The sequence below is a fragment of the Alistipes sp. HGB5 genome, assembly GCF_000183485.2.
Lineage (GTDB): Bacteria > Bacteroidota > Bacteroidia > Bacteroidales > Rikenellaceae > Alistipes > Alistipes finegoldii.
Genome location: NZ_AENZ01000021.1, coordinates 98276 through 124878, shown reverse-complemented (window position 1 = coordinate 124878; position 26603 = coordinate 98276). Strand labels below are relative to the sequence as shown.

The 26603-nt window shown below is 60.5% G+C and carries 21 protein-coding genes and 1 tRNA gene; 14 read left to right on the top strand and 8 right to left on the bottom strand.

The annotated features are described in order from the left end of the window. Nucleotide 1 precedes the first annotated feature (1 nt). Nucleotides 2-694 carry a hypothetical protein gene (locus HMPREF9720_RS03825; protein WP_009596908.1) on the bottom strand — a complete coding sequence of 231 codons (693 nt, stop codon included), beginning with the start codon at nt 692-694 and terminating at the stop codon, nt 2-4. Continuing rightward, nucleotides 675-2144 (bottom strand): carbon starvation CstA family protein, encoded by a 1470-nt coding sequence (locus HMPREF9720_RS03820; RefSeq protein WP_039939762.1) that lies wholly within the window; start codon nt 2142-2144, stop codon nt 675-677. Before HMPREF9720_RS03820 ends, HMPREF9720_RS03825 begins: the two co-directional genes overlap by 20 nt. A 119-nt stretch (nt 2145-2263) precedes the next feature. Between HMPREF9720_RS03820 and HMPREF9720_RS03815 the strand changes: the two genes are divergently transcribed. The 3 genes from HMPREF9720_RS03815 (at nt 2264) to HMPREF9720_RS03805 (ending at nt 3473) form a co-directional block, all read left to right on the top strand. Next, a tRNA-Thr gene (locus HMPREF9720_RS03815) sits at nt 2264-2336 on the top strand. A 341-nt stretch (nt 2337-2677) separates the two neighbouring features. After that, nucleotides 2678-3115, top strand: a complete 438-nt coding sequence (locus HMPREF9720_RS03810; RefSeq protein ID WP_009596899.1) for a cold-shock protein — start codon at nt 2678-2680, stop codon at nt 3113-3115. A 31-nt stretch (nt 3116-3146) separates the two neighbouring features. Further along, nucleotides 3147-3473, top strand: coding sequence for an RNA recognition motif domain-containing protein (locus tag HMPREF9720_RS03805; protein ID WP_009596802.1), 327 nt, complete (start codon nt 3147-3149; stop codon nt 3471-3473). A gap of 251 nt (nt 3474-3724) precedes the next feature. Here HMPREF9720_RS03805 and HMPREF9720_RS03800 read toward each other — a convergent pair whose 3' ends face one another. From HMPREF9720_RS03800 to HMPREF9720_RS03780, 5 genes are all read right to left on the bottom strand, one after another. Beyond that, nucleotides 3725-5101: an efflux transporter outer membrane subunit gene (locus tag HMPREF9720_RS03800; RefSeq protein ID WP_009596845.1), complete on the bottom strand. Its 1377-nt coding sequence runs from the start codon at nt 5099-5101 to the stop codon at nt 3725-3727. After that, the gene (locus HMPREF9720_RS03795) at nt 5098-8193 is read right to left on the bottom strand and encodes an efflux RND transporter permease subunit (RefSeq protein WP_009596862.1); all 3096 of its coding nucleotides are present in this window, start codon (nt 8191-8193) and stop codon (nt 5098-5100) included. Before HMPREF9720_RS03795 ends, HMPREF9720_RS03800 begins: the two co-directional genes overlap by 4 nt. A 3-nt stretch (nt 8194-8196) precedes the next feature. After that, nucleotides 8197-9447 (bottom strand): efflux RND transporter periplasmic adaptor subunit, encoded by a 1251-nt coding sequence (locus HMPREF9720_RS03790; RefSeq protein WP_009596789.1) that lies wholly within the window; start codon nt 9445-9447, stop codon nt 8197-8199. Between the two features lie 372 nt (nt 9448-9819). Then, the gene (locus HMPREF9720_RS03785; protein WP_009596911.1) at nt 9820-11811 is read right to left on the bottom strand and encodes a sensor histidine kinase; all 1992 of its coding nucleotides are present in this window, start codon (nt 11809-11811) and stop codon (nt 9820-9822) included. Nucleotides 11812-11822: 11 nt separating this feature from the next. Beyond that, on the bottom strand, nt 11823-12215 hold the full coding sequence (locus HMPREF9720_RS03780; RefSeq protein ID WP_009596922.1) for a response regulator: 393 nt from the start codon (nt 12213-12215) through the stop codon (nt 11823-11825). 352 nt (nt 12216-12567) lie between these two features. Between HMPREF9720_RS03780 and HMPREF9720_RS03775 the strand changes: the two genes are divergently transcribed. Genes HMPREF9720_RS03775 through HMPREF9720_RS03740 form a run of 8 tightly spaced genes read left to right on the top strand, consistent with a single transcriptional unit; the run spans nt 12568 to nt 21869 of the window. Then, complete coding sequence (locus HMPREF9720_RS03775) at nt 12568-12936, top strand: response regulator (protein ID WP_009596804.1); 369 nt, start codon at nt 12568-12570, stop codon at nt 12934-12936. Next, entirely contained in the window at nt 12933-14099 is a 1167-nt protein-coding gene (locus HMPREF9720_RS03770) for a sugar transferase (protein WP_009596870.1), read from the top strand. Before HMPREF9720_RS03775 ends, HMPREF9720_RS03770 begins: the two co-directional genes overlap by 4 nt. Before the next feature lie 11 nt (nt 14100-14110). Then, nucleotides 14111-14911 (top strand): TolC family protein, encoded by an 801-nt coding sequence (locus HMPREF9720_RS03765; protein ID WP_009596895.1) that lies wholly within the window; start codon nt 14111-14113, stop codon nt 14909-14911. Nucleotides 14912-14914: 3 nt separating this feature from the next. Then, nucleotides 14915-17122: a GumC family protein gene (locus HMPREF9720_RS03760; protein ID WP_009596915.1), complete on the top strand. Its 2208-nt coding sequence runs from the start codon at nt 14915-14917 to the stop codon at nt 17120-17122. 37 nt (nt 17123-17159) lie between these two features. Then, entirely contained in the window at nt 17160-18665 is a 1506-nt protein-coding gene (locus tag HMPREF9720_RS03755) for an O-antigen ligase family protein (RefSeq protein WP_009596791.1), read from the top strand. Next, nucleotides 18662-19555, top strand: a complete 894-nt coding sequence (locus HMPREF9720_RS03750) for a glycosyltransferase family 2 protein (protein ID WP_009596914.1) — start codon at nt 18662-18664, stop codon at nt 19553-19555. Before HMPREF9720_RS03755 ends, HMPREF9720_RS03750 begins: the two co-directional genes overlap by 4 nt. Beyond that, nucleotides 19552-20754, top strand: a complete 1203-nt coding sequence (locus HMPREF9720_RS03745) for a glycosyltransferase (RefSeq protein ID WP_009596888.1) — start codon at nt 19552-19554, stop codon at nt 20752-20754. The genes HMPREF9720_RS03750 and HMPREF9720_RS03745 overlap by 4 nt, the downstream gene beginning before the upstream one ends. Further along, nucleotides 20751-21869 (top strand): glycosyltransferase family 4 protein, encoded by a 1119-nt coding sequence (locus HMPREF9720_RS03740; protein ID WP_009596817.1) that lies wholly within the window; start codon nt 20751-20753, stop codon nt 21867-21869. Before HMPREF9720_RS03745 ends, HMPREF9720_RS03740 begins: the two co-directional genes overlap by 4 nt. 116 nt (nt 21870-21985) lie before the next feature. On the opposite strand, the gene HMPREF9720_RS03735 is transcribed toward HMPREF9720_RS03740, so the two are convergent. Beyond that, complete coding sequence (locus HMPREF9720_RS03735) at nt 21986-23242, bottom strand: LruC domain-containing protein (protein ID WP_009596824.1); 1257 nt, start codon at nt 23240-23242, stop codon at nt 21986-21988. A gap of 189 nt (nt 23243-23431) precedes the next feature. Here HMPREF9720_RS03735 and HMPREF9720_RS03730 point away from each other — a divergent pair, with 189 nt between their 5' ends. The 3 genes from HMPREF9720_RS03730 to HMPREF9720_RS03720 are packed head-to-tail and all read left to right on the top strand — an operon-like array spanning nt 23432 to nt 26601. Then, a complete protein-coding gene (locus HMPREF9720_RS03730; protein WP_009596901.1) occupies nt 23432-24040 on the top strand; it encodes an acyltransferase in 609 nt (202 codons plus the stop codon). 7 nt (nt 24041-24047) lie between these two features. Beyond that, nucleotides 24048-25139: a hypothetical protein gene (locus HMPREF9720_RS03725; protein WP_009596793.1), complete on the top strand. Its 1092-nt coding sequence runs from the start codon at nt 24048-24050 to the stop codon at nt 25137-25139. Continuing rightward, on the top strand, nt 25120-26601 hold the full coding sequence (locus tag HMPREF9720_RS03720; protein WP_009596856.1) for a lipopolysaccharide biosynthesis protein: 1482 nt from the start codon (nt 25120-25122) through the stop codon (nt 26599-26601). The genes HMPREF9720_RS03725 and HMPREF9720_RS03720 overlap by 20 nt, the downstream gene beginning before the upstream one ends. Nucleotides 26602-26603: the final 2 nt, after the last annotated feature.

Below are 26603 nucleotides of genomic sequence, written 5' to 3'. Positions count from 1 at the left end.
GTCATCGGGCCGCGCGCAGCGCCCCGATGAATCCGGGCCAGAGACACCATAGGTTTTCGGTCTGCAACCACAATTCGCGGGCCTGCGCCCGAAGCGAAGGGCGTTCGCTCTCGATATCGCGCAGGTAAGTCTCGTCGGCGGGATGCTCCTCGGCCGTAAATTCGGCGAAATAGGGCGCAAAGCGGGTTTTGAAGCGCTGCAACTCCCCTTCGGGCAGCTTCCCGCCGCGGCGGAACGCCGACCATAGCAGCAGGATTTCGCGGCTGGCATACTTGTCCGACACGTCGTTGATCACCTCGTCGAACAACTCCTGCTCGTCCATGGCCAGATAATCGAAAGCCAGCAGTTCACTCCCCTCCAGATGGTCTTCGGGGTCCAGTTCGAGCAGCAATTCGAGCAGTGCCGCCGACATTTCGAAGTCGTTGATCAGAAAATGGTCGATGGCCGACGCCCGAATCAGTTCGAGGGCCGCGCGCGAATTGCGGTGGTTCCATTCGAGATTCACCTCCTCGTCCTCCGGCACCAGCTCGGCAAAACGCTGAAAGGCCTGAAACCGCTCGTTGCAGGCTTCCTCGACATTTCCGGCACGCTCCATTTCGCGGGTACGGGCCAGTACTTTGGCAAAATTATAGGGTCCCTCGCCGATTACCTCGTAGGTCTGGTCGGCAGTCGGGTTAAGGCAGGGATTTTGCATCGCGCCGCATTTTAAAAATTAGAATTATCAACAATACGAGTGTCACCGCCCCGCCCAGCAGGTAGGCCGCCGCACGGTCGCGCATGCCGCACATGAGCGGAGAGACGAAGACATAGGACGAGCATACGTAGGTCATGACCGTCGCCGGAATCAGCCCCACCCAGCGGTTGCGGCCGTGCCGGTTCAGGAAAGCCGTAATCATCCACAACGTGACCATCGCCAGCGTCTGGTTCATCCACGCGAAATAGCTCCACATTGTCTGAAAAGGCAGACAGAATATGATTACGAGACCTGCAGCGAAGAGCGGAACGCTGATGCAGATGCGTTTGCGCAGGCTCCGCTGCTCGACGCCCATAAAGTCGGCGACGATCAGCCGCGCCGAGCGGAAGGCCGTGTCGCCCGAAGTGATCGCGCAGGCCACGACTCCGAAAATCACGAACCCGGCCAGCACCTCGCCCAGCGTGTCGCGGGCGATCGCGTCGACCATCACGGCCGCCTGTCCGCCGTATTCGGCGATCGCGGCGTTCAGCCCTCCGACGCCGTTCCAGAACGCCATGGCGACAGCCGCCCAGATCAGGGCGATGATGCTCTCGGAGATCATGGCGCCGTAAAACACGGGCCGGGCCTGACGCTCGGAGCCAAGACAGCGGGCCATCAGCGGCGACTGCGTGGCGTGAAATCCCGAAATCGCGCCGCAGGCGATGGTCGTAAAGAGCATCGGCACGATCGGAAACCGCGCCGCATCGGCGATCTGGTTCCGGAAAGAGGTGAATTCGGGAATCGTATATTTCCCGCTGAAAAGCAGTACCGCAAGGATTCCCAGCGCCATGAAAAGCAGCGCACAGCCGAAAACCGGATAGATGCGTCCGATAATCTTATCGACGGGCAGCAGGGTCGCCACGATATAATAAACGAGAATGACGCCCAGAACGATCAGCAGCAGCCACGAGAAATCGCCGAAGACGATTCCCGAAAGCGCCGGAGCGTCGATGCGGTTGGCGATCAGCGAAGCGGGCTGCGAGAGGAACACCGCGCCCACGAGCACCATCAATCCGACCGAAAAGACGCGCATCAGCTGTTTGATGCCGTTGCCCAGATAGGTGCCGACCGTCTCCGGAAGGCTCGCACCGTTACTGCGCAGGGAGATCATACCGGCGATAAAGTCATGGGCGGCGCCCATGAAAATCCCGCCGAACGTGATCCAGAGAAACGCCACGGGACCGTAAGCCGCGCCCAGCACGGCGCCGAAAATCGGCCCCAGACCGGCGATATTGAGCAGTTGGACGAGGAAAGTCTTCCACATCGGCATCGGAATATAGTCCACGCCGTCGAACGACACGGCCGAAGGCACGGGACGCCCTGCATCGGCCCCGCAAAGACGCTCCAGATAACGTCCGTATGTAAAATACGCCGCCACCAGCAGCGCAAGGCACACCAGAAAAGTGACCATTATCGGGTTAGTTTTGCGCGAATATAGTAAGAAATGTGAGAATTTTTGAAAAATTGTTGTTTGAAAAAAATATTTTTCAGATATTTGCAGTCCCAAAGGGAACTTAATGTTCCCGGCAAGCCGAAATAGCTCAGTTGGTAGAGCGTTTCACTCGTAATGAAGAGGTCCCGGGTTCAAGTCCCGGTTTCGGCTCAAGCCACCGCGAAAGCGGTGGCTTTTTTTTATCGGATAAGTCCCGCCCAAAGCGCCGAAATGCACCGGCAGCGAAATATCTGCAAATAAATGCAGATATTCCGATTATAATGCCTATCTTTGGCAACCCGGACAATCGAGTTCATATTGTAACTTTCTTGGCAATACACTGTCCCGCTTATCTTTAGCAGGTCTTCTCCATCGCTGATTCAGCCTTCAAAACCGACTTTTTTTGTTCGAATACCGACTCGCTCCAGCAACAGCGCGGCACGGAGCATATCCGGCGGCGTGCGGCAACGGCGGCGAAAGCCTGGAACAAACACATTTTAATCATATAATTAATGGCGATTTCATTCAGCAAAAGAGAATTAGAGAAGAAAAAACAAGGCAAGAAGTTAGAGAAGCAACAGCGCAAAGAGGAACGCAAAGCCAACAGGGGCGGCAGCTCGCTCGACGACATGATCGCGTATGTCGATGCGAACGGCATGATTACCGACACGCCGCCCGACATGAGCAGCAAACCGAAGGTCGATGCGGAGACCATCGCGGTATTCGTCCCCAAAAAGGAGGAGCAGGAGCCGGTCGCACTGCGGGGACGCGTGGAACATTTCAACACAGACAAAGGCTACGGTTTCATCAAGGACCTCGACAGTACGGAGAAATATTTCTTCCACATCAGCAACGCACCGGCCGACATCGCCGAAGGCGCGCTGGTGACCTTCGAGACGGAACGCGGTCAACGGGGACTCAATGCGGTCAACATAGCATACGCAAAATAAACAAGCATCATTTCACATAATCAAAAGACAGATGAACATTTACGTTTCAAAACTGAACTTCCGCACGACAGGCGAGAGTTTGCAGGCACTTTTCGCACAATACGGAGAGGTATCTTCGGCTAACATCATCACAGACCGGGAGACCGGACGTTCGCGCGGTTTCGGCTTTGTCGAGATGCCCGACGAGGGCCAAGGTCAGAGCGCCATCGACGCCCTGAACGGCACCGATTTCGAGGGTATGACGATCATCGTAAACGTAGCCCGCCCCAAGACCGAACACGGCAACGGCGGCGGTTACGGAGGCAACCGCGGCGGCGGTGGCTACAACCGCGACGGTTACGGCAAAAGACGGTTCTAAACCGGGAATATAATTCCACAATCCGGCCGCAAGAGTCTGTTTCGACAGGTTCCTGCGGCTTTTTCGATGCCCAAGGCCGGCGAATCCCGGAGCGTACGGCCAATCGCAGAGTGCATGACCGGCTATGGAGCACATGGCCGATCGCGGGACACGACCGGCTGCAGACCGGGAAACACCGGAGATACGACAGAAAACAGACGAAGGGGCGCAGGTCTATGACTACGCCCCTCGTCCATATCTGTAACGCCAAGTCATTCGGTCCAGCCGCCGCCCAACGCCTTGTAGAGCTGCACCAGCGCCAGATGCTCGTCGCGCACGGAGTTGCTCAGGCCGATCTGGGCGTCGAAATAGCGCCGCTGGGCGTCCAGCACGTCGATGTAATTGGTGCTTCCGGCACGGTATTGCAGGTGCGCCAGCTCGACGTATTTGCTCGCCGCATCGCGCAGATTCAGCTTCAAGGCCGCCGTTTTGCGGGCGCTGCGATAGGTGACCACGGCGTCGTCGGCCTCCTTGAAGACCGTCAGGACTTTCTGCTCGTAGGCCAGACGCGCTTCATCGTAGGCCGCCAGCGCGGCGCGGTAGCGGGCCTGCTTGCGGCCGAAACCGAAGATCGGCGAAGCGAGCGTCCCGGCGACATACGAGAAAGGCGAACGGAAAAATCCGCTCAGGGCGTCGTTTTCGAGACCGCCCGTCAGATTGAACGTCAGGCGCGGAAACCGGTCGGCGTAGGCCATGCCCGCCGAAGCCATCGCCGCACGGAGCCGCTGCTCGGAAGACCGGACGTCGGGACGGCGCTGCAACAGCCCGGAGGGCAGTCCGACGGGCAGGCTGTCAGCGAATTCGGCATCGGTATTCATCTTGCCGCGCACCACCCGCCGGTCGGGATTTTCACCCATGAGCAGCAGGATGCCGTTCTCCATGATCTTGATTTTGCGTTCGAGGTCCGGAATCAGCGCGGCCGTCGAGGCGTACTCCACCTTCGCCTGCTGATAGACCATTTCGGAGGTGAGACCGCCCTCGAACCGCAGCTGCACCTGATAGAGTCCCTCGCTGCGCGTAATGAGCGTACGCCGCACGATCGACAGCTCGTTATCCAGCGCGATGAGGTTGAAGTAGGCCGCGGCGACGGACGCCACCAGCGTCATGCGCATCGCCCGCCGGTCCTCGACCGAAGCGAGGTATTCGGCGCCCCCTTTGCGTTTGGCCCAGCGCAGGTTGCCCCACAAATCCAGCTCCCAGCTGAGCGTGACTTTGGCCCCGAATCCGGGGTCGCGGCTCGATTTTTCACCGGCGTAGTCGTTGGTCTCGTAGTCGCCGTAAGCGGTTCCCGTGACCGACGGCAGGCGTTCGGCCCGGCTCACCCGGTACAGCTCCCGCAGGCGCTCCACGCGCGCGGCGGCGGCGAGCATGTCCCGGTTGTTGTCCAGCGTGCGTTCGATGATTTGGCAGAGGGTCGAATCGCCGTAGAACCGCCACCACTGCACGTCGGCAACGGTCAGGGAGTCGGAATCCTCCCCGGCGATGCGCTCCGGCAGATCGACGTCGGGCGCCTTGCAGTGCCGCACGGCCGAGCAGGAGACCATTCCGGCCGCTGCGGCCAGCAGAATGATTATCGTAAGTCGTTTCATCGTTTCAGTTTTGCTTTGATCCTGTAAATCCACACGAAGAAGAAGGGCACGAAGACAATGCCGACGGTAATGGCGACCAGCATGCCGAAGAAGACGCCCGTGCCGATGCCCTGACGGCTGGCCGAACCCGGTCCCGAAGCGAAGACCAGCGGCAGCAGGCCGAGGATGAAGGCCAGCGAGGTCATCACGATCGGGCGGAAGCGCAGGTGCGCCGCGGTAAGGGCCGCAGAGACGGCGTCGCGTCCCTTCTCGATCTCCTCCTTGGCGAACTCCACGATCAGGATGGCGTTCTTGGCCACCAGCCCCACGAGCATCACCAGTCCGATCTGGAAATAGATGTTGTTCTCCAGCCCGCAGATCCAGATGCCCAGATAGGCGCCGATGCCGGCCACGGGAAGCGACAGGATGACGGCCACGGGCACCGACCAGCTTTCGTACTGTGCGGCGAGGAACAGGAAGACGAAGAGGAAGGCCAGCGCCAGCACCAGCCCGGTCTGTTCGCCCACGTGCTTCTCCTGATAGGAGAGTCCGCTCCACTCGACGCCGACCGATGCAGGGAAATGCTTGCGGACGATGCTCTCCAGCACGCTCATCGCCTGCCCCGAACTGTAGCCGTGGGCCGCTTCGCCCGAAATGGTCGCCGAGTTGAACATGTTGAAGCGCTTGATGTTGCCCGCACCCGTGGTATAATGCGTCGTGCCGAGCGCCGTGATGGGAATCATCACCCCGCCCGCCCCGCGCACGAAGAAGAGGTTCAGGTTGTCGCGCTGGGCGCGGTAGGGAGCCTCGGCCTGAATGTAAACGCGGTAGATGCGGTTGAACATGTTGAAGTCATTGACGTAGATCGACCCCGTAAAGGCCTTCATCGTGGAGAAAATGTCCGACATCGAAACGCCCAGCAGCTGCGCCTTGTCGCGGTCCACGTCGAAATAGAGCTGCGGAATATCGCCCTGCATCGACGACGAGAGCCCCGTGAATTCGGGCCGCTGCGCGGCATAGTGCATCAGCGTATCGACGGCGCGCTGCAGCTCGGCGTAGGTCGTATTGCCGCGCGCTTCGAGCACCATCTCGAAACCGCCCGAATTGCCCAGACCGGGAATCACGGCCGGACGCGACAGGTAGACCCGGCTTTCGGGATAGCGCGACATCTCGGCGCGCACGCGCTGCATCACCTCGCTCAGGCCGTCCGAATCGCGGTCGCCCCACGGTTTGAGGATCACGGTCAGCTGGCTGCGCGCCTGATTGGTGCCCACGCGGGGACTCGAACCCGTCACGTTGAGCACGTACTCCACGTCGGGATCGTTCATCAGAAACTCGACGGCCCGGTCGGTCACCTCGCGCGTACGCTCGATAGTCGCCCCTTCGGGCAGCTCCAGCTCCACGGTGAAATAGCCCTGATCCTCCTGCGGCATGAAGCTCTGGGGCACCAGACGGTTCATCAGCCAGATGCCGACCAGCACGATGCCGAAGGCGGCCAGCATGCGCCGCGAGTGCTTCAGCGCCCCCCGAATCATCCGGCCGTAGAACCTGTTGCCCGTCGCCAGTCCGAGATTGATGCGGCGGAAAAACCGGTTTTTCTTCTCCCCGCTTTCGGGTTTGAGGAAAAGCGAACACATCACGGGGCTGAGCGTCAGCGCCACGACCGTCGAAATGATCACCGACACGGCGATCGTAATGGTGAACTGGCGGTAAAGCTGTCCCGTGATTCCCGCAAGAAAGCTCACCGGGACGAAAACGGCGCACAACACGAGCGACATGGCGATCAGTGCGCCGCTCAGGCTGCCCATCGCCTTCTTCGTCGCTTCGTAAGGCGAAAGATGCTCCTCGTTCATGATGCGGTCCACGTTCTCGACCACCACGATGGCGTCGTCCACCACGATGCCGATGGCGAGAATCAGTCCCAGCAGCGTCAGCATGTTGAGCGAGAAGCCGAAGACGAGCATCACGCCGAAGGTGCCGATCAGCGAAATGGGGACCGCCACGATCGGGATGAGCGTCGCGCGCCAGCTCTGCAGCGAGAGGAAGACCACCAGAATCACCAGCAGCAGCGCTTCGAAAAGCGTCCGGTAGACGTGGTGGATCGACTCGGAAATATAGGTGGTCATGTCGAACGGAATCTCATAGCTGATTCCCTCCGGGAAATTCGCACGGATCTCCTCCATGACCTTCTTGACCGAACCGGCGACCTCCATGGCGTTGGCGCCGGGAAGCATGTTGATATTCAAGACGGCGGCGTTCCCGCCGTTGATACCGCTCTCGGTGCTGTAGGAGGAGGCTTCGAGCGAAATGCGCGCCACGTCCTTCAGACGGATGATCGAACCGTCGGGATTGGCCCGCACGACGATATCTTCGAATTCGCTGACCGATGACAGACGGCCCTGCGCCGTGATCGGAATGGTCACGTCGATGCCGTTCATGGGGGCCTGCCCCAGCACGCCGGCCGCCGATTCGCGGTTTTGGTCCTTGAGCGCGTTCTGCAAATCCTTGACCGTCAGGCCGAGGTCGGCCAGCTTGTCGGGCATGACCCATATCTGCATGGCGTAATAGCGGCTGCCGACGTTCGAGACGCTGCCCACGCCGGGCACGCGGCGCAGCATGTCCAGCACGTTGAGCGTGGCGTAGTTGCTCAGGTAGATTTCGTCGAACTTGGGGTCGGATGACAGCAGCGTGATGGTCATCAGCTTGCTGGCCGCCTGCTTCTCGACCGAGATGCCGTTCTGCACCACCTCGGCCGGAAGACGCGCTTCGGCCTTCTTCAGGCGGTTCTGGATGTCCACGGCCGCCAGATCGGGATCGGTCGAGATATCGAAGGTCACCGTGGCGGAAAAACCGCCCGAATTGGAGCTTGACGACTCCATGTAGATCATGCCGGGCGTGCCGTTCAGCTCCTGCTCGATGGGCGTGGCCACGGCCTGCGTCACGGTCTGCGCGTCGGCGCCCGGATAGGAGGCCGAGATGCGGACCACAGGCGGCACGATCTGGGGGTACTGATCGACGGGCAGCAGGGCGAGGCCGATGCCGCCGACGATCACGATGATGATGGACAGCACCGTCGAAAAGACGGGCCTGTCGATAAAAAAGTCCGCTTTCATAGGTTACTGCTGATTTTCGGTCTCCTCCTCGCGCCGCGTAACGACCGGTTCGACTTTCATGCCGTGCTGGAGCTTGTGGTATCCCTCCACGACGATGTCTTCGCCCGACACCAGTCCGCGCTCGACGACGATGTTCTGTCCGATTTCGGGTCCCGTTTCGATAAAACGCTTCTCGACGATGCTGTCGGGACGCACCACGAAGATGTAGGCCCCGCCCTTCTCGATCACCACGGCCTTCGACGGCACGACCACGGCGTCCTCACGCACGTCGAGCAGCAGCCGCACCTTGGTGAACTGGCCCGGCAACAGGATATGGTCGGGATTGGACATCTCGGCACGGACGGAGAAGGTACCCGTCTGGGGATCGACCTGCGGATCGGCGAAATCGACCAGTCCCCGGTAGGGGTATTCGGAGCCGTCGGCCAGCGTCACGGTGATGTAGGGGTCCCATTTACGGGCCGTATCGCGGTGTCCGAGATTGACGTTGCGGGCTTTGCTGCGCAGGTAGTCCAGCGCCGTCATGCTGAAATCGACGCGCACCGTATCGCTCTTCACCACCGTCGCCAGCAGCGATTTGCCGTTCGGTCCCACGAGCGTTCCGATGTCGGCGTTGCGCTCGGAGATATACCCCGCGATGGGCGACTTGACATTGGTATAGCCCAGCGTCATTTCGGCCTGCGTGAGGTCGGCCTCGCCCACCACCACGTCGGCCGCGGCGCTCTCGTACGAAGCGATGGCGTTGTCCAGTTCGAGCTGGCTGGCCGCGCTCTGCTGGTAGAGCGGACGGATACGGTCGAGGTCGCGCTTGGCCTTGAGGGCCTGCGCGCGCGCCTTGTTGAGCTGCGCCTTGGCCTTGTCCACGCGCGCCCGGTAGACGAGCGGGTCGATCACGAAAAGCGTCTGGCCTTTTTTAATATAGGTGCCTTCGGCGAAGAGCATCTTTTCGAGGTAGCCCTCGACGCGGGCGCGGATTTCGACGAACTGCTGGGCGCGGATGCGGCCCACGTAATCGCCGTAAATATTGACGTCTTCCGTCTCAACGGGTTCGACGGCCACGACCGGAAGCGTGACCGATGCAGGCCGCGGCCGGAGCAGCACCACAAGCAGTACGCCCGCGACGATCGCGGCGCAGGCTATCGCAATCCACTGCCTGCGGCTCAGCTTCACACGGACACGGGCCGCACGCGAAGCTGCCTTCTTCACGCCGGCCAGATTCAGGTTCTGCAAATCGGGTTTCAACTTATCAAATTTCATAGAGTGTTTATAAAATGAGGGTACAGAGCAATCGTTCAATCCTTGCGCCAAGATGCACCCGTATGTTTAAAACATTTATTAGCAGCAAAATACCGTCCAAATGCGGCTCAAAGATATGCAAAATTGTGTAGAATTATTCCACACGGCTGTGGAATAATTCCACAACGCCCGACCCGGAGAGCGGCCCGAAAATCCCTGCGCAGAGGCCCTGCCGGGCACATTCCGGCCGCGGCGGAACTTCGGCCGCACCTCCGGCGACAAAAAAAAGGACCCGCCGGGGGTCCTTTCAGATTACATTTCGGGAGGAAGAGACTGCCGCAGCAGCCCTTTTCACGGCTTACCGACGGGTTCGAACCAGACTGCCGTCATCGGCTACACGGAGGGTCTTTGACGTCTCCCGAAGGCTCCCCCCCCCTCACGGTGCTCCCGATCCTCTGGGAGCCGGAGTCCGATGGGATGGGCGAAGATAAAGCGGGCGCCGCCCGTATAGGTCGGATCGACCCAGATGCGGCCGCCGAAGATCATGGCGATCTGACGGCAGATGGCCAGTCCCAGTCCGGTACCCTTCTTCTTGTTGCCGTCGAGTTTCTCGAAGCGGTTGAAGATCATCTCCTGCTTGTCGAGCGGAATGCCGGGACCGGTGTCGGTCACCGAGAAGAGCACCTCGTTTTGTTCGGGACAGATCTCCACCCCGAGTACGATGCTGCCTTCGGAGGTGAACTTGGCCGCATTGGTCAGCAGGTTGATAAGTATCTGCGACAGGCGGTGGACGTCGGTAGTGAGCATGTACGAATCGACGGCGCATTCGAGACGCCCCTCGACCCCCGGCTGACAGGTATGGGCCGTGGTCATGAGGATATGCTGACAAATCTGCACGATCTCCTCCGCAGAGTAGTTGAACCTGATCTTGCCGCATTCGAGCGACGAGATATCGAGGATGTCGTTCAGCAGCGTCAACAGCATTTCGGAATTGTTGACCACGATGGCGCAGTATTCGGCGCGCTCCTCCTGCGAGAGTTCCTCGCCCTGCATGAGCGACGAGAAGCCGACGATGGCGTTCAGCGGAGTACGTATCTCATGGCTCATATTGGCCAGAAAGGCCGATTTGAGCATATCGGACTCCTCGGCTTTCTCGCGGGCGATCACCAGCTGGCCTTCGCGCTCTTCGAGCGTGCGCTTCAGACGCCGCGTACGCAGGAACAGGAAGGCCACGAAGATCAGCAGCAGCACCAACAGTACGATTCCGACCACGAGCAGCTCGATATAGTGCGAATATTTCGAGAGTTTGGCAGCCACCGTATCCTCGATAACGCTGCCTTTCGGCAAAGCGTACTCGGCGATCTTCAGCTCCTTGAGCTTGCGCGAGTCGAAGACGTACCCGCCGTCCGAAAGATGGAAATGCGCACCCTCCATGCTGCCGGTCTTATAATACTCCTTGATCTGGGCCGCGATGACGTTGGCGCCGTTCTCGTAGTTGGGGACGAAACCGCCCACGGCCACGTCGCCGATGCCCGTCTGGGTGATCGAGAAGACCGGGAGACGGGGATTGAGCTGCACCAGATCGTTGAGCGAACGCTGCATGAGGTATTCGCCGTCGCTGCCCACGCGCCACGTGCCGAGCATCACGGCCGACCGGGGCGGAAGCGACGCATAGGCCGCATGCGAAGCCTCGTCGCCGTCACGGCTGTCCACCAGCACCAGATTCAGGTCGGGATAATTCTCCATCTCCTCACGCACGAGCGCCTGCAGCGAGATGCCGCCGTAGGTGTTGTCCGAAATAAAGGCGATGTTCTCGACTTCGGGATAGAGCGTACGGATCAGCTCGATGTTGCGGCGCACGTCGTATTTGTTGAGCAGGCCGCCCACGTTGTGCAGGCTGTCCACCATATTCATATAGTTGATCGACGGGGGCATCCAGACGCCGGTGCTGTCGGCCGGCGGCGGCAGCACGATGCCGTTCGAGCTGACAAAGCAGCTGAAGCACATCACCTCCTTGGGAATGCGTCCCAGCGAGACGAACGACGCCCACGCCTCCTGCCCCAGCAGCACGATGGCCCGCAGGCCCCCTTTGGATTCGTAACGGGTTATCAGGTTGTCGGTCTGCGAAATCCAGAGGGGCGCGTCGTTGATGCTCTTGCATTCGAGCGTCTCGACGTAAATATCGCACGGCACGCCCGACGCCACGACCTGACGCTCGAATTCCGTGATGAAACTCGACATGCGGCGCGTGTCGGGATTGTAGGACGAAATGATCAGAATGCTCTCCCGTCCGCGGGCCTCCTCGGCCCGAAGCAGCGAGGGCAGCAGAATGCAGCAACTCAGGAGCAGCAGCGTCCAGTGTTTTATCGCTCGATTACCGGTCATAGTTTTTTCTTTTACCGCGAAAGCAGCGAAGCGATACGGCTGCGAAGCTCGTCCGCACGCAGCGGCTTGGCAAGGCATTCGTTGAATCCGGCCTGAAACATACGCTGACGATCGGTTTCGAAAGCATAGGCCGTAAGTGCGATGACGGGAATGTCGGGAGCACGCTCGCGGATAAGCCGCAGCGCGTCGTAACCGTCCATAACGGGCATGTTGATATCCATCAATACCAGATCGGGGTGTACTTCGGCGAACATATCGACGGCCTGCCGGCCGTCCCATGCATGCACCAGTTCGTAATCACGACGCAGCAGCACTTCTACCAGTTTGAAATTACTCGGATTATCCTCAGCAACGAGTAACCGGGGACGGCCGTCGTCGGAATTTACGCATTCGTTACACTCCATCGCTTCATCGGTTTAACAAAACCGTCCGGATGCGGAAAGTCCGGACAATTGCACAAAACTACCATTTTTTTTGATTAACACCATAGTATTTCCGGAAAAAATTAATATCATCGCAGTCCGGGAGCATGGAAATCCGGGCGTTTTTGCGTTATAAATTACCTCAAAAGTTCATAATGACAAATATTTTTCCGATATTTGCAACGGGAAAAAAGTGACTCATAGCGAATATTTACTACATTTACTGTCGAAACTCAGGCCAGACCCTCCGCAGGCGGCCCGCATGCCCCCTGCGGCACGCACCGGAAGCGGAGAGACATAGCTGCGACACACCCACGGCAACGAACGAACCGACATGAACAAGAAACAAATACTGATCGTAGACGACAAGGAGCAGATCGCCAAAATTCTTTACGCATACCTCCAAGCGGATTACGACTGCCATTACGTGCAGAATCCGCTGCACGCCATCAAACGGCTGCTCGCCGGCCACATGCCGGACCTGATCATCTCGGACATCCGCATGCCCGAAATGCGCGGCGACGAATTTCTGGAATACCTCAAACACAACGAATTGTTCAAGCAGATCCCGGTCGTGATGCTTTCGAGCGAGGACAGCACCTCGGAACGCATCCGCCTGCTGGAAGAGGGCGCGGAGGACTACATCGTCAAACCGTTCAACCCGCAGGAGCTCAAAATACGCATTAAAAAGATTCTCGATTGAAATACCCCGTCATCTACATCAAAGGCAAAGGCAGCCACACGGCCCGCTTCTCGGAAATGGTCGAAGGCAGGATGTACGTCGTGGGGGACATCGGCTCGGCGATGCGCACGCTGACGTCGCTCAGGACGGATCATGCGTTCATCCTCTACGAACAGCGCGACCCGGCCGCCGACCTCTCCGATATCCGGCTCCTCAATTCGTGGCCGGGCGGGGGCATCGTGCTCATCACCTCGCGGGAACTGACCGAAAGGGAACGCCGCGAATACCTGCGCGCAGGGGTGAACAGCGCCATTGCGGGAGACATGCCGCGGAAGGATTTCCTGCGCATGCTGCAATTCATGGGCGACTACGCCTTCACGCACAAGCCCGTCGCGCAGAACAGCCCCGAAGTGCAGATTTTCCGCATGCCGCTCTGGAAACGGACCTTCGACATCGCGGCATCGCTCTCGGCGATCCTCCTGCTCTCGCCGCTGCTGATCGTCGTGGCGGCAGCCATCATACTCGATAGCCCCGGACCGGTGGTCTACAAATCGAAGCGCGTCGGCAGCAACTACCGGATTTTCGACTTCCTGAAATTCCGCTCGATGCGCACCGACGCCGACCGGCGGCTCAAAGAGCTGGGCGAACTGAACCAGTACGCCGCCCAGCCGCAGGAGGCCGATTCGGGGAAAATGGTCCTCGGCGAAGAAGAGATGCGCAGACTGCTGGAAGACACCCAAAACGGGATGCTGTATGCGGACGACTTCGTGATCGCCGAAGAGACCCACCACCACAAGGTCGAGACCGAGCAGGAAAACGCCTTCGTGAAGATCGAGAACGATCCCCGCATCACCCGTCTGGGCCGCTTCCTGCGCAAATACAGCATCGACGAGCTGCCGCAGCTCTTCAACATCCTGCGGGGCGACATGTCGGTGGTGGGCAACCGCCCGCTGCCGCTCTACGAAGCCGAACGCCTCACGAGCGACGAATATATCGAACGTTTCATGTGCCCCTCTGGCCTCACGGGCCTGTGGCAGGTCGAGAAACGCGGACAGGCGGGCAAGCTCTCGCCCGAACAGCGCAAGCAGCTCGACATCGAGTACGCCCGCAAAATGTCGCCGTGGTTCGACCTGAAGATAATTCTGCGCACACTCACGGCGTTCATACAGAAAGAAAACGTATAAAAACAGCAACTATGAAAAGAGCGGTCTTCACACTATGGCTGCTGCTGGCTGCCGTCGCCGCGACGGCACAGGGCAACTCCCCCGACTTCGAATTCGAATACAGCGACCTGCAGCTTTCGCCTGACGACTACATCGGCCTGCAACTGCCGCCGCTGCACCAGCTGCTCGAAAACGCACGCAATACGCCGCAGGTGGAGTATTACAACAAAGCCGTCGAGATACAAGAGCGCGAACTGAAGAACGTGCGCCGCAACTGGCAGCACTACTTCAAGATCAACGCCAACTACAATTACGGCTCGTCGGACATCTACAACCAGAACTATCAGGACAACAGCAACCAGATCTGGACCACGACCACCACGGGCCGCGAGCAGAGCTGGTGGAACGTCGGAGCGTCGTTCTCGCTGCCGATCGACGAGATATTCAACCGCCGCAACAAGATCAAGCAGCAGAAACGGCGCATCGAACAGGTCGAGCTGGACACGGAACGCTGGCTCGAAGAGCAGCGCATCAAGGTCATCCAGCAATACACGCTGGCCGTCCAGCAGCTTTCGGTCCTGCGGAGCGCCGTCGAAGCCATGGTCACGGCGCAGGCGCAGTACCGCCTGAGCGAAGCCGACTTCATCAACGGCAAACTCGACGCCCAGACGCTGAGCCGCCAGAAAAACATCGAAAACGTGGCCATCCGCGAGTATGAAGAGGTCCGCCGGAGCCTGAACAACGCCCTGCTGACGCTCGAAGTGCTCACCCGAACGCCGATCATCAGCAAACCGGCGCCCGCAACCGCCCCCCAAGCCCCTAAAACCGAATAGTCCATGAATTACATCGCTTATACCGCCCGGTTTCTCTACCGCATCAAGTGGTGGCTGATCCTCGCTCCGACAGTCGTAGCGCTGGCCGTCTTCTTCAAAATGGGCGCCCAGCCCCGCAACTACAAATCCATGACGACCGTCTACACGGGCATCGTTTCGGGCTACGACATCACCACCACCGAAGGCACGCGTCAGGACTGGAACATCATCAACAACGCGATGGACAACCTGATCAACATCATCCTGTCGCAGAGCACGCTCAAGAACGTCTCGATGCGCCTTTACGCGCAGGGACTCACGCACCTCGATCCGGACAACGACAACCAGTACCTGACGGCCCGCACCTCCCGGTACCTGCTGAACCGGACCCCCAAGGAGGTCATGGACCTCGTGGACCGCACCTCCGAGGAGAAGACGCTCGAAAACCTGCGCAGATTTGAGGAGGCCGACCACGACAACCACGTATACGGCATGTTCCACTGGAACCCGCCCTACTACAGCTATCAGGCGCTGAGCCAGATCAAGGTCAAGCGCGTCACCAGCAGCGACATGCTCGAAATCAGCTACGAGAACGACGACCCGTACATCGTCTACAACACGCTGGTGATCCTCAACGACGAATTCGTCAAGCAGTACCGGGACCTGCGCTTCGGCGAGACGAACAACGTGATCGCCTACTTCGAGTCCGAACTGGCCCGCGTGGGCAAGAACCTGCGAGAGCTGGAGGATTCGCTGCGCGACTACAACGTCGAGCACAAGGTGATCAACTACGACGAGCAGACCAAGCATATCGCCGCCCTGTCGCGCGACTACGAACTGCGCTACGAGGAGATCCTGCTCAACTTCGAGAGCGCCGAGAAACTGCGCAAGTCGATCGAAGAGCAACTCGAAGGGTTGCAGACCTTCCACAACAATGCGCAGTTCATCGAGAAGCTCCATACGATCGGCAGTCTCTACTCGCGCATTTCGGCGGCCGAAGCTTTCCAGCCGGCGCCCACCGAGAGCGGCGAGACGCTCTCCGACCGTCCGAGCATAGCGGCCAGTCGCAGCAATACGGGCGACCTGCGCAGGAAACTGGCCGAGGAGACCCGCAACCTGCAGGAGATAACGACCAACATCGCCAGCCAGCAGTACACCAAAGAGGGGCTTTCGACCAACTCGATCGTGGCGGAGTGGCTCGCCGCCGTACTGCTCGCCGAGAAATCGCGGGCCGAGCTGGCGGTCATGAAACTGCGCAAGACCGAACTCGACGACAAGTACACCCACTTCTCGCCCGTGGGTTCGACGCTTAAGCGCAAAGGCCGCGAGATCAACTTCTCGGAGCAGTCTTACCTCTCGATCCTCACGGCCCTCAACACGGCCCGCCTGCGCCAGAAAAACCTGCAGATGACCTCGGCGACGCTCAAGATCATCAACCCGCCGGTGCTCCCGATCAACGCCGAGCCGAACAAGCGCAGGCTTGTCGTGGCCGCGGCGTTCCTCGCCACGTTCCTCTTCGTGCTGGGATTCTTCATCCTGCTGGAACTGCTCGACCGCACGCTGCGCGACAAGGTCCGCGCCGAGCGCATCACCGGCGGCAGGGTCATCGGAGCTTTCCCCGGCAAAGGACGCTTCGGACAGCGGCGCTACGCCAAGCAGTACCGCGAAATCGCGGCGCGCTATATCGGCAACGCGGCGATCAACTATTTCGAGCCGTCGCGCCGGCCCAACATACTCAACATACTGAGCACCGAGGCCGGCGACGGCAAGAGCACGATTTCGGAACAGGTGGCCGCCTATCTGCGCGAAGCCGACATGAAAGTCCGCGTGATCTCATGGAACAAGGACTTCGACGTCGAGCAGAAATCCTACCTGCTCGCCGGAAAACTCGAAGATTTCGTGCAGGACAGACCGGGTGACCTTCCGCTCTGCGAAGCCGACGTCGTACTGGTGGAATACCCGCCCTTCTCCGACAAATCGGTACCCAAGGAGCTGCTGCGGAACGCCGCGCTGAACATCGTCATTGCCCCAGCCAACCGCACGTGGAAGGATACGGACCAGCTGCTTTTCGAGAAAACCGAGAAACTCGCGGGCCGCACGCCCGTGACCCTCTGTCTCAACTGCGCGCGCCGCGACGTGGTGCAGTCCTTCACGGGGCTGATGCCGCCCTACACCCGCATGCGCAGACTGGGTTACCAGATCAGCCAGTTCGGATTCACGGCCGTCAAATAAAAGCGCAGCCCGTTATCCGTCTCAAAAAAAGCCCGCTATGGAACGCTACGGCAGCATAACCACACCCGTCAGCATCCCCCGGTTCATCATCGGGGGCATGCTCGTCGGCGGCGTGGCCGTGGTCGCCATGGCTTTCCTCAACTACGGACTGCTCGCCGGGACCGTCGTCGCCGCCATTCCCGCCGCACTCTGCATCCTGTGGGTCACGCTGCGCAATCCTGCGCTGGCGATGCTCGGACTGTTCGTGATCAATTACTTCATCATGGGGCTGACCCGTTACGCCCACGACCTGCCGTTCGGCATGATCCTCGATGCGCTGATATTCTACAACATCCTGATAATAAGCCTGCAGGCCATGATGCACCGCATCGAATGGAAACGCGCCAGCTCCGGGCTGACCGTCGTCGCGGCGATCTGGGTGGCGTACTGCGTGCTCGAAGTGGTCAACCCCGAATCGGTTTCGGTTTCGGGATGGTTCTCGTCCGTGAGGTCCGTGGCGTTCTACTTCTTCTTTATCGTGGTGCTCACCCAGCTCACGATGAACGAATACAAGTACCTGAAATACATGCTCGTCATCTGGTCCGTCCTGACGCTGATCGCCGTGGGCAAAGCCTGCATCCAGAAGTTCTTCGGCTTCAACGCCGCCGAAAACTACTGGCTGTTCGTTCTCGGCGGACGCTCGACGCACATCATCCACAGCGGGGTCCGGTATTTCTCGTTCTTCAGCGACGCCGCCAACTTCGGCGGCTCGATGGGACTTTCGATGGTCGTCTTTTCGATCTCGGCGCTCTATTACCGCAATCCGTGGATGAAGATATACCTGCTGCTGGTCGCCGCCGCGGCCTGCTACGGCATGCTGATTTCGGGCACGCGCAGCGCGCTGGCCGTGCCGTTCGTCGGCTACACGGCCTTCATCATGATGTCGCGCAACATCAAAGTCATCGTCATGGGCGTCCTGCTGGTCATCGCGGCGTTCGTCTTCCTGAAGTTCACCTCGATCGGGCAGGGCAACGCCTTGGTCCGGCGTGCGCGCAGCGCCTTCAACTCGGAAGATCCGTCTTTCAAGGTCCGTCTTGAAAATCAGGCCAAACTGCGCGAAATAATGGCGGACAAACCCTTCGGCGCAGGCTTGGGGCACGGCGGCGGCAAAGCCAAGACTTTCACCCCGACCGCGCCGCTGTCACAGATTCCGACCGACTCGTGGTTCGTGATGATCTGGGTCGAAACGGGCGTCGTGGGCATCCTGCTGCACATCGGCATCCTGCTCTACATACTGGCGCGGGGCGCCTATCTGGTGGTCTTCAAGCTGCGGAACACGCAGCTCAGGGGATTCACGGCGGCGCTCACGGCCGGAATTTCCGGCATCGTCGTCATGGCCTACGCCAACGAGATTCTGGGACAGATACCCACGGGCGCCATCCTCTACATGAGCATGGGCTTCATCTTCCTCGCGCCGCGCTTCGACCGCGAGCTATCGCGCAAGGAGATTCTCGACAAGGCGACCGCGGCACAACAGCCCCCTCTGCGGGAAAATTACGAATGATGGAGAGGCGGATATCGGTCATATCGGTCAATTACAACGGCTACGACCTCACCTGCGCGATGATCGACTCGCTGCGGCGGCATGTCACGACTCCGCTGGAGATCGTGATCGTGGACAACGGCTCAACGCGCGACGAAGCGGCCCCGCTGCGGGAACGCTACCCCGACGTCAAGGTGCTGCGCAGCGAACGCAACTTAGGGTTCGCCGGCGGCAACAACCTCGGATTCGCGGCGGCGACGGGCGATTATCTGCTGCTGCTGAACAACGACACCGAAGTCACCGAGGACACCCTGCACTACCTCCGCGAAACCCTCGACAACGACCGCTCGATCGGCGCGGTCTGTCCGAAAATCCGGTTTTTCGCTCCTCCGCAGCATATTCAGTTCGCGGGCTACACGCCCCTGACGCGCATCACGCTGCGCAACGCCCTGATCGGCTTCGGGGAACCCGACGACGGGCGGTACGACACCCCGCACGACACGCCCTATGCGCACGGCGCGGCGATGATGGTCCGGCGCGAAACGCTCGAAAAAGCCGGACCGATGCCGGAGATCTACTTCCTCTATTACGAGGAGCTGGACTGGTCGGTACGCATCCGCGAACAGGGCCGGCGCATCGTCTACGATCCCCGCTGCACGGTATTCCACAAGGAGAGCGCGACCACGGGCCAACAAAGCCCCCTGCGGAGCTACTGCCTGACCCGCAACCGGCTGCTCTTCGCATGGCGCAACCTCCGGGGCGGCGCGCGGCTGCTTTCGGTCGCCTACCAGCTCTGCATAGCGGCGCCCAAAAACGCCGTCTCGGCGCTCGCGCACCGGCGCGGCGACCTCGCGAAAGCCGTATGCCGGGGCGTACGCGACTTCTTCACCCTGAAAAACAAGCAGGCATGACGACTCTTCTGAACATAGCCGACTGGATTTTCATCTTCGTACTGGGACTTCCGGTGCTCTATCTTTTCGTCTTCGCGCTCTTCTCGACGCGCAAAAGCATGGACGACTATCCGCAGGCCAAACGCCGGCGGAAGTTCGTGACGCTGATTCCCGCCTACAAAAGCGATGCGGTGATCGTCCGCACGGCGCAGGCGGCCCTGCGGCAGGAGTATCCCGCACAGCTGCACGAGGTGGTCGTGATCGCCGACCGGCTGAAACCCCAAACGCTGGCCGAACTGCGCACGCTGCCGATCCGCGTGCTGGAGGTCTCCTTCGAAAACAGCTCCAAGGCCAAGGCGCTGAATTTCGCGGTCGAAGAGCTGGGACCCGAAGCCGCCGAAGCCGTCACGATCCTCGACGCCGACAATCTGGCCGGCGAAGATTTCATCGCCCGGCTCAACGACGTCTTCGACAGCGGCGTGCAAGCCGTACAGGCCCACCGCACGGCCAAGAACCGCGACACCGACACCGCCGTGCTGGATGCGGCGAGCGAAGAGATCAACAACGCCATATTCCGCCGCGGACACGTGGCGCTGGGACTCTCCTCGGCGCTCATCGGTTCGGGCATGGCCTTCGAATACAAGTGGTTCCGCGACAACATCGCCCGCTGCACCACGTCGGGCGAAGACAAGGAACTCGAAGCGCTGCTGCTCAGGCAGGGCATCTACATCGACTACATCGACGGCCTGCGCGTGCTGGACGAGAAGGTGCAGGGCGAAGGCGCCTACTACAACCAGCGGCGCAGATGGATCGCCGCGCAGTTCTACGCGCTGGGGTCGGCCGTCCGGCAGCTGCCGGGCGCAATCGCCGCGGGCAACCTCGACTACTGCGACAAACTCCTGCAATGGTGCCTGCCGCCGCGCATCCTGCTGATGGGGCTGGTGCCGCTTTGGACGGCCGCGATGACCGTATTCGATCCCCTCGGCTCGATAAAATGGTGGATCGTACTGCTCCTGCTGCTCTTCGCGCTGGCGCTGGCGCTCCCCGACGAGCAGACCGACCGGCAGCTGGGCCGCGCCTTGCGCCGCATGCCCGTACTGTTCCTGCTGACCGCAGCCAACCTTTTCCGCCTGCGGGGCACCAAAGACAAATTCATCCACACCGAACACACCGGGGCCGGCGGCAACGCTCCCGGTGCCAACACCCCGACCGAACCATGAAAATAGCAATCGAGGCACAGCGCATCTTCCGCCCCAACAAACACGGCATGGACTTCGTGGCGCTCGAAACCATCCGCTGCCTGCAGAAGATCGACACGAAAAACGAATACTTCATCTTCACGGGCGAAGGCGGGGACCGCTGTCTGGAGGAGACGCCCAACATGCATATCGAGACGCTCCGCTGCCCGACCTATCCGCTCTGGGAGCAGTGGGCGCTGCCGCGCGCCGTGGCGCGGGTCAAACCCGACCTGCTGCACTGCACGAGCAACACGGCGCCCGTATGGGGCCGCACTCCGCTGGTGCTGACGCTGCACGACATCATCTTCCTCGAAAAGCAGGCTTCGCGCAACAAGTCGTCCTACCAGTCGCTGGGACGCATCTACCGCCGGCTGGTCGTGCCGCGCATCCTGCCCAAGTGCCGGAAGATCATCACCGTCTCGCAATTCGAATGCGACCGCATCCGCACGGCCCTCGGTCTCGATCCCGAACGGATCACGGCCATCTACAACGGCTACAACGAACGGTTCCGGCCGCTGGACGATGTGGCGCGGACCGTCGGCAAATACCTCTCCGATCCCGGCTACATCTTCTTTCTGGGCAACACCGACCCCAAGAAGAACACGTCCGGCACGTTGCGCGCCTACGCCGAGTACGTGCGCCGCTCGGAGAAACCCCTGCCGCTGCTGGTCGCCGACCTGAGGGAGCAGGCCGCGGAGGAGATTCTGCGCGAGATCGGCGCGCCTGAACTGCGCGGGATGCTCCGTCTGCCGGGGTATATCCCCAACGGCGACCTCCCGGCCGTCTACAACGGCGCATCGGCGTTCCTCTACACCTCGCTGCGCGAGAGTTTCGGAATTCCGCAGCTCGAAGCGATGGCCTGCGGCACGCCCGTGGTGACGTCGAACACCTCGGCGATCCCCGAAGTGGCCGGTCCGGGAGCAATTCTCGTCGATCCGACTTCGCCGACGGCGATCGCCGACGCCCTGCTGCGCCTCGAAACCGATCCGGCGTTCCGCGCCGAACAGGTCGCCTACGGACTCGAACGGGTCAAACTCTTCTCTTGGGAAGAGACGGCCCGGCAGCTGCTGGCGCTTTACGAATCGCTCGGCAGATAGAGCGCAAACCCGCCCGCCGCCCCGAATCGGCGGAGCGGCGGGCGGAACAGGCCGAAGCGGCCGATAAAAAAAGGAAGGGCGTTGCCCTTCCTTTTCCGTTTCCGGTATTTGCGGTCTTATTTTCTCTTCACGAGGTGCTTCTCCACGCCGTGCAGATACCACTCCTGCGCCACCGCGCCGCCCGACTGCGCCCATTCGAGCATTTGGGGATAAGCCTTCAGGAAATCGGTCTTCTCGTAGGCATGCTGAATGTCGAAGGGAATATTGATCGCCCAGACCAGCCCGTCGTTCGAATAGTAGAAGCGGCCGGCTCTGTCGGTATAGGCGCTCTGTCCGGCCAGCGCATTGTAGTCGGCCGTCGCGGCGGGCGTAGGCTCGAAACCGCCCCGGTGGATCTCTATGCGGCGGCCGTCCGATTCCCGGTCGCGGGTCAGGAAGAAATCGAACGTATCGAAAGCCACATCCTCGATGGCGATCGAATTGCGGAAATAGACCATGAACGAAGCCTCGGCAAGCCGGTCTTCGGGCATCTCATAGCCTTCCTCCGTATTTACATAGGCGGCACCCGCAGGGCGGTTGGCGTTTTCACGGATGTTCAGGAACTTCAGCACCGCCGGCTCCTTGACGTAATTCGGAGAGTTGAGCGCGACCAACTCCGCTTCGGGAGCGTTTTTGCTGTTGTAGGGTTCGATCTGGTCGATCTCGCCGCCCTTGACGCCCTTCATCGCAAGACACAAATCGTAGGGAATGGAACCGCCGACCGCCTTCACACGGACGCCGATCAGCATCGCATCGACCTTGTTCTTGTTCTGCATGTAGAGCTGGATCTTGTAGTTGACGACGAAATCGTTGAAATCAAAGTCGCCGTAAGCGGGCCAGAGGTCCTCGAACATCAGCGTGCCCCATCCGTTCCAGCGGGCGGGGATGTAGATCAGCCCCTCATCGACGCTGGCTTCGTCGTCATTACCGATTCCGGCGCGGGTGCCGCTCGCCGCTTTCGGATCGAGAGAGCAGAAAGCGCCGTCGGAAGTCACGGGAACGGCCACCTGCGGCGAAACGCCGCTTTCGGTCCGGCAGCTCACACAGAGCGTCCGCGTCGCGGCCGGCACGTTGAGCTTCACCGGATCGGCGTCGCCGCCGACCATAAACGAAGCGAAAGGCTCGGCCCCCTGCTCGGCAGCCACATATACGCGGGTGGGTTGCGGAGCGGTGAAATTACAGGCGACCGAAGCCGTCGTTTTCCAACCGAACGAGGAAGGGACGCTCATCTCCGCGAATTTTCCGGCATCGTCTGCCGGTCCGGGAGTCGGCGCATCTTCGGCACACCCTGCAAAGCTCAGTGCAGCGGCGGCGAAAAGGAGAATTTTTTTCATAATTCAAAAAGTCGGATCATCCGATAAAAGTGTCGCTGGAACAAAAGTAGCGTATATATTCAATTCCGCCAAATTTTCAAACAAAAAAGCCCGGAATTTTATGGAAATATGCCAAAAACTGCGCCATAACACACCGGATTTCGCACAACGGAGTTACGTATATCGCAGAAGTTTGCTATCTTTGTGGTTATGATTGACAAAATCAAAGACAATCCCCGGCTGAAAAAGTTCGTCATCGGGTTGATTTCGCCTCACAAACACCCGCGTCCGCGGCTTTGGGTGCGCTGGTTCGTAAACCCTTTTGTTCACAAAAAGGGCCGGGGTGCGCTGATCCGCCGTCATGCGCGGCTCGACGTTTTTCCGTGGCGGCGGTTCGAAGTGGGACGCGACGCCCTGATCGAAGATTATGCGGTCGTCAACAACGGCGCCGGAGACGTCCTGATCGGCGACGCGGCCCGCATCGGCATCGGGTCGGTGGTCATCGGCCCCGTGCGCATGGGCGACCGCGCCGGACTGGGACAGCACGTCTTCATATCGGGCTTCAACCACGGCTACGCCGACGGCACGCGCGACTCGAACGAGCAGAAGCTCGTCCGCAAGGAGGTGGTGATCGGCCGCGAATCGCACATCGGAGCCAATTCGGTGGTCGTGGCGGGGGTCACGATCGGCGAACGCTGCCAGATCGGTGCCGGGAGCGTCGTGACGAAGGACATTCCCGCCTACAGCGTCGCCGTGGGCAACCCGGCGCGCGTCATCAAATGCTACGACCCCGAAAAACAGACATGGGTGAAAATCTAACCGGCGCATGAAGATTCTGATCGTCTATACGGCTTCCGGCACTTCGGACAACCCTTTCGTGCGGCTGCTCGCCGACGGCATCCGCGCTTGCGGATACGAGGTCGTGTGCTCGGTCGAAGAGTTCCGCAGCAACGCCGCGGACTACGACATCGTACACCTCCAATGGCCCGAAGAGCTGTTCCGCTGGAAGGCTCCGGCTCCGGCCGACGTCGATACTCTCGAACAGCAGCTCCAGACGCTGAAAAACAACGGAATACCGCTGATATACACCCGTCACAACACCCTGCCGCACCACGGCAATCCGCTCGTGGCAGAGGCTTACGGACTAGTGGAAAGATATGCCGACGCCATCGTACATCTGGGCGACTGCAGCCTCCGGGAATTCACGGCGGCGCATCCGGATTCGGAGCAGCTGCAGGTCATGATCCCGCACCACATCTACGAAGGGCTGTACGACATGGACATTACGCGCGACGCAGGCCGCCGCGCGCTCGGCATCCCGGCCGACCGGCTGGTGGTGCTGGCCTTCGGGGCGTTCCGCCACGCGGAGGAGCGCAGGCTGGTATGGGGCGCGTTCCGCCGACTGCACTACCCGGCCAAATTCCTGCTCGCGCCGCGCCTGTGGCCCTACACCCGGCGCGGATCGCGGTTCAAAGGGCTGAAACGGCTCGCCGGACGCCTGCTTTACGCCGCGGCGCATAGCGCCGAAGGCTTCTTCGACAGCCGCATCACCTCGCCCGAACCGCTGATTCCCGACGAACAGCTGCCCTGCTACCTCGCCGCCGCCGACGTGGTTTTCATCCAGCGGACGGACATCCTCAATTCGGGCAACGTCCCGCTGGCGCTGAGCTTCGGACGCGTGGTGACGGGTCCCGCCAGCGGCAACATCGGCGGCCTGCTCGCCGAGACGGGCAACCCGGCATTCGATCCCGCCGACCCGCGGTCGGTGGATATCGCGCTGGAACGGGCCGCGCGCCTCTCGGCGACGGACCAAGGCGCCCGCAACCGCGCCTATGCGCAGGAACACTTCGGCATCGGACGCATCGCCGCAATGTACGGCGGGCTTTACGAACGACTTTATGACGGAAAACGACAATAAACAACCCCATACGGTAGGGCGTCAGCTGGCTTCGGGCGTCTTCTACACCTCGATCGCGAAATACGCCGGCATCGTGGTGACGCTCGTGGTGTCGGGCGTGCTGGCGCGCCTGTTCACCCCCGAAGAGTTCGGCGTGGTGAATATCGCCACCGTGGTCATCGCCTTCTTCGCCATCTTCAGCGATCTGGGCATCGGCCCGGCGGTCATCCAGCACAAGAATCTCGACAAACGCGATCTGGGCGGCATCTTCTCGCTCACGTTGTGGTCCGGAGCCGTCATGGCGCTGCTCTTCTTCGCCGCATCGGGGCTGATCGCCTCGTTTTACGACGATTCGGCCGAACTGCGCAACATCCTGCGCATACTCTCCGCAAACCTCTTTTTCGCCGCGGCGAATATCGTCCCCAACGGACTCATACTCAAAGAGAAGCGATTCAGATTCGCTGCCGTGCGATCGCTCTCGGTGCAGGTCGTCGGCGGCGCGGCGGCCATCGCCGCCGCCTATGCCGGCGCGGGGATTTACGCGCTGACGATCAACCCGGTATTTTCGAGCCTGATGCTCTTCGTGATAAACTACCGCCAGAATCCGCTTTCGGTGCACCTCAAACCCGGAAAGGCGGCCATCGGCAAGGTGTTCTCGTTCTCGGCCTACCAGTTTTCGTTCCAGCTGCTCAACTACTTCAGCCGCAACCTCGACAAGCTGCTGATGGGCCGTTACATGAGCCTTTCGCAGCTGGGGTACTACGACAAATCGTACCGGCTGATGATGCTGCCGCTGCAAAATATCGCCTACGTCGTATCGCCCGTCATGCACCCGATCTTCTCGGAGATGCAGAACGACCTGCGCAAACTGGCGGACTCGTACCGCAAAGTCGTCCGCCTGCTGGCGCTGATCGGCCTGCCCCTCTCGGTGGTGCTGTGGTTCACGGCGCAGGAGCTGGTCCTCATCATCTTCGGCGACCAGTGGCAGCCTTCGGTCCCGGTATTCCGGATTCTGGCGCTCTCGGTGGGCATCCAGATCGTCATGTCCACCTCAGGCTCGATTTTCCAAGCGGCCAACGCCACACGGATGCTCTTCTTCTGCGGCCTCTTCTCGGCGGCGCTCAACACGGCGGCCATATGCACCGGCATCTTCGCCTTCGGCACGACCCAAGCCGTGGCGTGGTGCATCTGCATCTCGTTCGCAATCAACTTCATCCAGTGCTACCACGCGCTGTTCTGCCTGACGCTGCGCACGGGCTGGGGCGCCTTCTGGCGCAGTTTCCTCTCGCCCCTGCTGCTCTCGGCGCTCGTCTGCCTGCCGCTGGCGGCCGTCGAATGGCTGCTGCCGCCGATGCCTATGCTCGTGTCGCTTGCGGCGAAAGGCGCCGCGGCGCTGGCCGTATGGCTGCTCTACATCCAGCTCAGCGGCGAATACGACCTGAAAGGAACCGCCCTCCGTCTCCTCTCCCGCAAAAACCGATAACT

What these genes read in the sequence shown, in the direction of transcription:
- HMPREF9720_RS03730 (WP_009596901.1), top strand. Translation starts at nt 23,432, where the DNA reads ATGATTGACAAAATCAAAGACAATCCCCGGCTGAAAAAGTTCGTCATC.
- HMPREF9720_RS03805 (WP_009596802.1), top strand. Translation starts at nt 3,147, where the DNA reads ATGAACATTTACGTTTCAAAACTGAACTTCCGCACGACAGGCGAGAGT.
- HMPREF9720_RS03795 (WP_009596862.1), bottom strand. Translation starts at nt 8,193, where the DNA reads ATGAAAGCGGACTTTTTTATCGACAGGCCCGTCTTTTCGACGGTGCTG.
- HMPREF9720_RS03720 (WP_009596856.1), top strand. Translation starts at nt 25,120, where the DNA reads ATGACGGAAAACGACAATAAACAACCCCATACGGTAGGGCGTCAGCTG.
- HMPREF9720_RS03760 (WP_009596915.1), top strand. Translation starts at nt 14,915, where the DNA reads ATGAATTACATCGCTTATACCGCCCGGTTTCTCTACCGCATCAAGTGG.
- HMPREF9720_RS03735 (WP_009596824.1), bottom strand. Translation starts at nt 23,242, where the DNA reads ATGAAAAAAATTCTCCTTTTCGCCGCCGCTGCACTGAGCTTTGCAGGG.
- HMPREF9720_RS03800 (WP_009596845.1), bottom strand. Translation starts at nt 5,101, where the DNA reads ATGAAACGACTTACGATAATCATTCTGCTGGCCGCAGCGGCCGGAATG.
- HMPREF9720_RS03825 (WP_009596908.1), bottom strand. Translation starts at nt 694, where the DNA reads ATGCAAAATCCCTGCCTTAACCCGACTGCCGACCAGACCTACGAGGTA.
- HMPREF9720_RS03750 (WP_009596914.1), top strand. Translation starts at nt 18,662, where the DNA reads ATGATGGAGAGGCGGATATCGGTCATATCGGTCAATTACAACGGCTAC.
- HMPREF9720_RS03740 (WP_009596817.1), top strand. Translation starts at nt 20,751, where the DNA reads ATGAAAATAGCAATCGAGGCACAGCGCATCTTCCGCCCCAACAAACAC.
- HMPREF9720_RS03755 (WP_009596791.1), top strand. Translation starts at nt 17,160, where the DNA reads ATGGAACGCTACGGCAGCATAACCACACCCGTCAGCATCCCCCGGTTC.
- HMPREF9720_RS03765 (WP_009596895.1), top strand. Translation starts at nt 14,111, where the DNA reads ATGAAAAGAGCGGTCTTCACACTATGGCTGCTGCTGGCTGCCGTCGCC.
- HMPREF9720_RS03785 (WP_009596911.1), bottom strand. Translation starts at nt 11,811, where the DNA reads ATGACCGGTAATCGAGCGATAAAACACTGGACGCTGCTGCTCCTGAGT.
- HMPREF9720_RS03820 (WP_039939762.1), bottom strand. Translation starts at nt 2,144, where the DNA reads ATGGTCACTTTTCTGGTGTGCCTTGCGCTGCTGGTGGCGGCGTATTTT.
- HMPREF9720_RS03790 (WP_009596789.1), bottom strand. Translation starts at nt 9,447, where the DNA reads ATGAAATTTGATAAGTTGAAACCCGATTTGCAGAACCTGAATCTGGCC.
- HMPREF9720_RS03810 (WP_009596899.1), top strand. Translation starts at nt 2,678, where the DNA reads ATGGCGATTTCATTCAGCAAAAGAGAATTAGAGAAGAAAAAACAAGGC.
- HMPREF9720_RS03745 (WP_009596888.1), top strand. Translation starts at nt 19,552, where the DNA reads ATGACGACTCTTCTGAACATAGCCGACTGGATTTTCATCTTCGTACTG.
- HMPREF9720_RS03725 (WP_009596793.1), top strand. Translation starts at nt 24,048, where the DNA reads ATGAAGATTCTGATCGTCTATACGGCTTCCGGCACTTCGGACAACCCT.
- HMPREF9720_RS03775 (WP_009596804.1), top strand. Translation starts at nt 12,568, where the DNA reads ATGAACAAGAAACAAATACTGATCGTAGACGACAAGGAGCAGATCGCC.
- HMPREF9720_RS03780 (WP_009596922.1), bottom strand. Translation starts at nt 12,215, where the DNA reads ATGGAGTGTAACGAATGCGTAAATTCCGACGACGGCCGTCCCCGGTTA.